Source organism: Salinivibrio sp. MA427 (assembly GCF_001996115.1).
GTDB lineage: Bacteria > Pseudomonadota > Gammaproteobacteria > Enterobacterales > Vibrionaceae > Salinivibrio > Salinivibrio costicola.
This window is the reverse complement of record NZ_MUFH01000165.1, coordinates 1-5,725: the sequence shown is the minus strand read 5'-3', so window position 1 is coordinate 5,725 and position 5,725 is coordinate 1. Positions and strand designations below refer to the sequence as shown.

The 5,725-nt window shown below is 53.8% G+C and carries 7 protein-coding genes; 6 read left to right on the top strand and 1 reads right to left on the bottom strand.

Going from position 1 to position 5,725, the window contains the following annotated elements:
- The 6 genes from pseB to pseI all read left to right on the top strand — a co-directional run.
- Positions 1-868: UDP-N-acetylglucosamine 4,6-dehydratase (inverting) (gene pseB / locus BZG79_RS10690; RefSeq protein ID WP_077774376.1), on the top strand; the 868-nt coding region annotated here is incomplete at its 5' end.
- A 12-nt stretch (positions 869-880) separates the two neighbouring features.
- Positions 881-2,026, top strand: coding sequence for a UDP-4-amino-4,6-dideoxy-N-acetyl-beta-L-altrosamine transaminase (gene pseC, locus BZG79_RS10685; protein WP_077774375.1), 1,146 nt, complete (start codon positions 881-883; stop codon positions 2,024-2,026).
- A 3-nt stretch (positions 2,027-2,029) separates the two neighbouring features.
- Positions 2,030-2,734 (top strand): pseudaminic acid cytidylyltransferase, encoded by a 705-nt coding sequence (pseF, locus tag BZG79_RS10680; RefSeq protein WP_077774374.1) that lies wholly within the window; start codon positions 2,030-2,032, stop codon positions 2,732-2,734.
- Complete coding sequence (gene pseG / locus BZG79_RS10675) at positions 2,731-3,825, top strand: UDP-2,4-diacetamido-2,4,6-trideoxy-beta-L-altropyranose hydrolase (protein ID WP_077774373.1); 1,095 nt, start codon at positions 2,731-2,733, stop codon at positions 3,823-3,825. The genes pseF and pseG overlap by 4 nt, the downstream gene beginning before the upstream one ends.
- Positions 3,816-4,394 (top strand): UDP-4-amino-4,6-dideoxy-N-acetyl-beta-L-altrosamine N-acetyltransferase, encoded by a 579-nt coding sequence (pseH, locus tag BZG79_RS10670; RefSeq protein WP_077774372.1) that lies wholly within the window; start codon positions 3,816-3,818, stop codon positions 4,392-4,394. The genes pseG and pseH overlap by 10 nt, the downstream gene beginning before the upstream one ends.
- Positions 4,378-5,427 (top strand): pseudaminic acid synthase, encoded by a 1,050-nt coding sequence (gene pseI / locus BZG79_RS10665; protein WP_077774371.1) that lies wholly within the window; start codon positions 4,378-4,380, stop codon positions 5,425-5,427. Before pseH ends, pseI begins: the two co-directional genes overlap by 17 nt.
- Before the next feature lie 85 nt (positions 5,428-5,512).
- Here pseI and BZG79_RS10660 read toward each other — a convergent pair.
- Positions 5,513-5,725: isocitrate/isopropylmalate family dehydrogenase (locus BZG79_RS10660; RefSeq protein ID WP_242414162.1), on the bottom strand; the 213-nt coding region annotated here is incomplete at its 5' end.

The following is a 5,725-nucleotide window of genomic DNA, read 5'->3' as shown; positions in this document are numbered from 1 at the left end:
ATATGAAATGCAGCAAACCTTTAACGCCCCTTGCATGCGCTATTTTATCGGCGATGTGCGTGATGGCGATCGTTTAATGCAAGCGATGCAAGGTATTGACTATGTGATTCATGCCGCTGCACTTAAGCAGGTACCTGCCGCCGAATACAACCCGATGGAGTGTATCAAAACCAACATTCACGGTGCAGAGAATGTGATTCGAGCCGCGATTGCCAACGGGGTCGAAAAGGTGATTGCGCTCTCGACCGATAAAGCCGCCAGCCCCAATAATCTCTATGGCGCCACCAAACTGTGTTCAGATAAATTGTTTGTCGCCGCTAACAATATGACCGGGGGCCAAAAGACACGTTTTTCAGTGGTGCGCTATGGCAATGTGGTCGGCTCACGCGGCTCTGTGGTGCCTTTGTTTAAGAAAAAGGCAGCGGAAGGCGCGGAGCATTTGCCCATTACTCACCCTGAAATGACCCGCTTTTGGATTACCTTGCAGCAAGGGGTGGATTTTGTGCTGAAAAACTTTTCGCGCATGTATGGCGGAGAAATATTTGTTCCTAAGATCCCATCGGTTCGCCTGACGGATCTCGCCAGCGCCTATGCCCCGAATACCCCCGTCAAGGTGATAGGCATTCGCCCCGGCGAAAAAATGCATGAAGTGATGTGTCCGGCTGACGATGCGCATCTGACGCTCGAATTTGCCGATCATTACGTGATTTGCCCCACCATTAAGTTCTACGATGCCGATGATGACTATCGAGAAAATGCGTTGGGTGAGAAAGGACAGCCCGTGCCAGAAGGGTTTGAGTATCAATCAGGCACTAACCCAGATGTGTTAACCGTCGAGGCTATTTTGCAACTCGACACCGAGCAGTAAAGGAGTATGGCGTTGATCCCATACGGAAAGCAGCATCTTAGCGAGCAAGACTGTGCCGCTGTGCTTGAGGTGCTAAAAAGTGATTATCTGACGCAAGGCCCGCAAGTTCCGGCTTTTGAAGCCGCCGTCGCCGAACTCACCGGGGCTGCGCATGCGGTCGCCGTTAATAGCGCGACATCTGCCCTGCATCTGGCTTGTCTGGCGTTAGGACTGGGCCCAGGCGATCGTTTATGGACCTCCCCCATCACCTTTGTCGCGTCAGCCAATTGTGGCCGATACTGTGGTGCTGAGGTGGACTTTGTCGATATCGACCCGAACACACGTAATCTATGCCCCCAGCAGCTCGCGAAAAAGCTGGCACAAGCGGCCGCTACTCACAGCTTACCCAAAGTGCTGGTGGTGGTGCATATGGCCGGTGTCAGTGCGCCAATGGCCGAGATTGCCGCGCTCGCCAAGCGTTATCAGGTAGCCATTATTGAGGATGCGTCACATGCGATGGGCGCCTACTATCAAGGCGCGACGGTGGGTGGATGCCAGTACAGCGATATTAGCGTGTTTAGTTTTCATCCGGTCAAAGTGGTTACCGCGGGAGAGGCTGGGGTTGCCACCACCCAAAGTGCCACATTGGCGAAAGCACTGCGTCAGTTGCGTAGCCACGGGATCACCCGTGACGCAGAAGATAGCCACGCTAGTTTACCGCCTTGGGGTTATGAGCAGCATACATTGGGGATGAACTATCGCCTCTCGGATATTCATGCCGCGCTTGGCCGTTCACAATTAACCCAGCTTCGTTCCTTTATCGCCAAACGGTTTGCACTCGCCGAGCGTTACCATCAGGCACTGGCGGATTTGCCCGTCAAGCGGCCCGTTTTAGATCCCGAGTCGGCATGGCATTTGTATTTGATTGAGCTTGAGCACGCCGATACACGCCGCGCCGTTTTTGAAGCAATGCGTGCGCAAGGCATTGGCGTGAACGTGCACTATATTCCCGTGCATACGCAACCTTACTATCAGGCACTGGGCTTCCAACACGGAGACTTCCCGCTTGCCGAGCAGTATTACGCGGGCGCACTCACTTTGCCGCTTTACCCCGATTTAACCGAGCAGCAGCAAGATACAGTGATTGCTGCGCTACAAAAAGCCATTGAGGACGCGTGACCGATGAATGTATGTATTATTCCCGCCCGAGGTGGCAGCAAACGCATTCCGGGCAAGAACCTCAAACTGTTTAACGGTGCGCCCATTATCACTTATGCCATTGCGACCGCACGTCAAAGTGGGCTATTCGATCGCGTCTTGGTTTCCACCGATTGCGACGACATTGCTAATGTGGCGCGCGATGCCGGGGCTGAAGTGCCTTTTGTACGTCCCGCCGAGATTGCCGGCGATCACGCCACGACCTTGGATGTGCTTGAGCATGCGATCCAGTGGCTTAACCCGTTGCCACTGCAAACGCCTTTGCAAGCGGTATGCTGCCTGTATGCTACCACCCCCTTTGTCACCGCGGATGACTTGCGCCAAGGCTTAGCGTTACTGGATGGTGACACCGTCAAATACAGTTTTGCCGCCACCCGCTACGCCTTTCCGATTCAGCGCAGTATTCACGTCGATGCCGATGGCAGTGTCAGCATGTTATGGCCCGAGCATTTCACTACGCGCTCCCAAGACTTACAACCGGCGTACCACGATGCGGGAATGTTTTACTGGGGCACGCCAAGTGCGTTTTTAGCGCGCGAGCCGGTTTTTGCCCCTCACTCGAAAGCCGTGTTGATCCCTCATTACCGCGTGCAAGACATTGATGAGCCGGATGACTGGCTACGCGCCGAACTAATGTATCAACTGTTGGAGCAACAAGCCTTGCTATGAGCCATATTGCCATTCGAGTCGATGCCTCCCAAGCGATAGGTACCGGCCACATCAGCCGCATGCATGTGTTGGCTAGCATGCTACAAGGGTCTGGCCATCAGGTGACCTTAGTGTGTCGCGACTTGCCCGGCAATTTGATAGCAGTCAGCCATGAACAAGGCTTAACGGTGGCGGTGTTGCCTGCTCCCAAAAACTCGCTTAGCAACACCGATTGGCTTGGTGTGAGCCAGCGGCAAGATGCCGAAGAGGCAACCGCATGCGTGGCTAACCAGCCGGTGGATTTGATGGTGGTGGATCATTACGCCCTCGATGTCCGCTGGGAGCAATCAATTCACACCCAATTAGGCTGTCCGGTGATGGTGGTCGATGATTTAGCCAATCGGCCCCACGATTGCGCGTTTTTGCTCGATCAAAATCCTTGGCCTGATTTCACCACGCGCTACGTGTCACAGCTTGTAAATCCACAGACCCGATGCTTACTGGGGCCCGAATATGCACTATTGCGTCCAGCATTTGCCGCCTTACATCAGTCTCCGCCGCCGCGAGAAGATAAGGTGATCGCCTTTTTCTCCGGCACGGACCCGACCGGTGAAAGCCGCAAGCTCGTGGACGCGGTCAAACACCTAGAAGCCGTTCAACACCTAGAAGAAGAGCAAAAGCTCGATAGGCTGCCTTTCTCGCTATTAATTGTCACCGGCCGGCGTAACCCAGACCGCGATGCATTGTGTAAAGAGCCTGTCCCCGATGGGGTTAGCGTGGTGGAAGCACTGTCGGACTTTGATGCCCACATGGCACAGGCACGCTATGCGTTTGGGGCGGCCGGTGTGACCGCCATTGAGCGCAGCTGCTTGGGGGTCCCGAGCACCTTGGTGTGTGTGGCGGAAAACCAACACGCCATGGCCGAGTATCTCGCCGGACAACCGGGCTATCAATACTTAGGACGCGGTGAGCACACCCGCTGGCAAGATTACGCGTCTGCACTGCAGCACCTTGCGGCAAACTGGTATCAGCTTCCTACTCTGCCAGCGATCACCGATGGAAAAGGCGCAGAGCGCGTGGTCGCGGCCTTGGAGCATGACTTATGCAACTAATTTTTAAAGCGGTGAGTCACGCGGACAGTGATACCTTATGGCATTGGCGCAATCGTCCCGCTGTWCGCCAGTTTATGTACACTCAGCATGAAATTAGCCATGATGAGCACAAGGCATGGTTCAGCCATATGCTTGCCAACACGCACCGTTATTTCTATATCGTCTACAAGCGCGTAGACAGCCAACCAAACACCCCGCTTGGCGTGGTCAACCTTGAACTCGATAGCGAGAATAGGACAAGTGCGACCTGGGCTTTTTATGCGGCCCCAGATGCACCGCGTGGCAGCGGCGCACTCATGGAATTTGGCGCATTAAGTTTAGCATTTGAGACCTTGGGTGTGACCCAGTTGAACTGTGAAGTGCTCAGTCATAACCAGGGAGTGGTTCGGCTACATCAACGCTTTGGCTTTCGTGAAACGCCGCAAAGTCGGCAACGCACCTTTTCCCTGCCTGAGGGAAAAACAGTCGAGATTGTGTGCCTGTCTTTGTCCGCTGATGAGTGGCAGCAAGGCGCCAGCGCCCTTCAAACCAAACTGAATATCGATGCGGTTTATGAACAACGACATTAAGATTGCAGGCCGTTTGATCGGTCCCCAGCATCCTCCCTATATCATTGCCGAAATGTCGGCCAACCATAATGGTAGCCTTGAGCTTGCCAAGCAAACCCTTTCCATGGCCAAAGTCTGCGGTGCCGATGCGGTCAAAATGCAAAGCTATACCGCCGATACCATTACCCTTGATTGCGACCACGATGAATTTCAGATCAAAGGCGGACTGTGGGATGGTYATAGTCTCCACCAACTATATCGCTGGGCACAAACCCCGTTTGAGTGGCACAAGCCGTTATTTGATCACGCGAGAAAAGAAAGCATCACCTTATTCTCCTCCCCTTTTGATTGCTCCGCGATTGACTTGCTCGAAGATCTTAACGCCCCCGCCTATAAAATTGCCTCGTTCGAGGCGATTGATTTGCCCTTGATTCGCTATGCCGCGCAAACCGGTAAACCGATGATCATCTCAACCGGCATGGCTGACGAGACAGAGATTGACGAGGCAGTGGCGACTGCCCGTGATAACGGCTGTCGTGAGCTGGTGTTGCTTCATTGTATCAGCGCCTACCCCGCGCCAATTGAACAAAGCCATCTGCGAACCATTCCAACCTTAGCCAGCCGCTATCAAACATTGGCGGGTTTATCCGATCATTCGCTGACCAATACCGCCGCGATCGCAGCCGTGGCACTCGGCGCGTGCGTGATTGAAAAACATGTGATGCTCTCTGAAAATTCGGGAGGCCCAGATGCTGCTTTCTCGCTCACGCCACCTGCACTCAGTGCGCTTTGTGAGCAAACCCACGCGGCGTGGCAAGCGTTAGGAGAAAGCGCCCTCACCACCCGAGAGGCCGAGTCGAGCAACCGTCAATTTAGACGCTCTTTGTATGTATGTCAGGATATCGCGCCCGGAGAGAAACTAACGGCGGATAATGTGCGCAGTATTCGTCCTGGCTTTGGGTTGGCGCCGAAACACTATGATGCCGTGATCGGAAAACGCGCGACACGCGCGTTAACCAAAGGCACCGCGTTGTCGTGGGAGGATATAAACTGATTGTCTGAGTGGATCATTCCCGAGACCACAAACAAAAAAACCCGGCGAGTGAGCCGGGTTTTATCATCGTGCGATAATACTATTATTACATTTGCGCAATCATGTCGTCTGCAAACTCAGAGCACTTACGTAGGCTCGCACCTTCCATTTGACGCTCGAAGTCATATGTCACAGTTTTGTTGGCGATGGTTTTTTCCATTGATTTGATCACCAGATCAGCGGCTTCAAACCAGCCCATGTGACGCAGCATCATTTCTGCTGACAGGATAAGCGAACCTGGGTTTACCTTGTCTTGGCC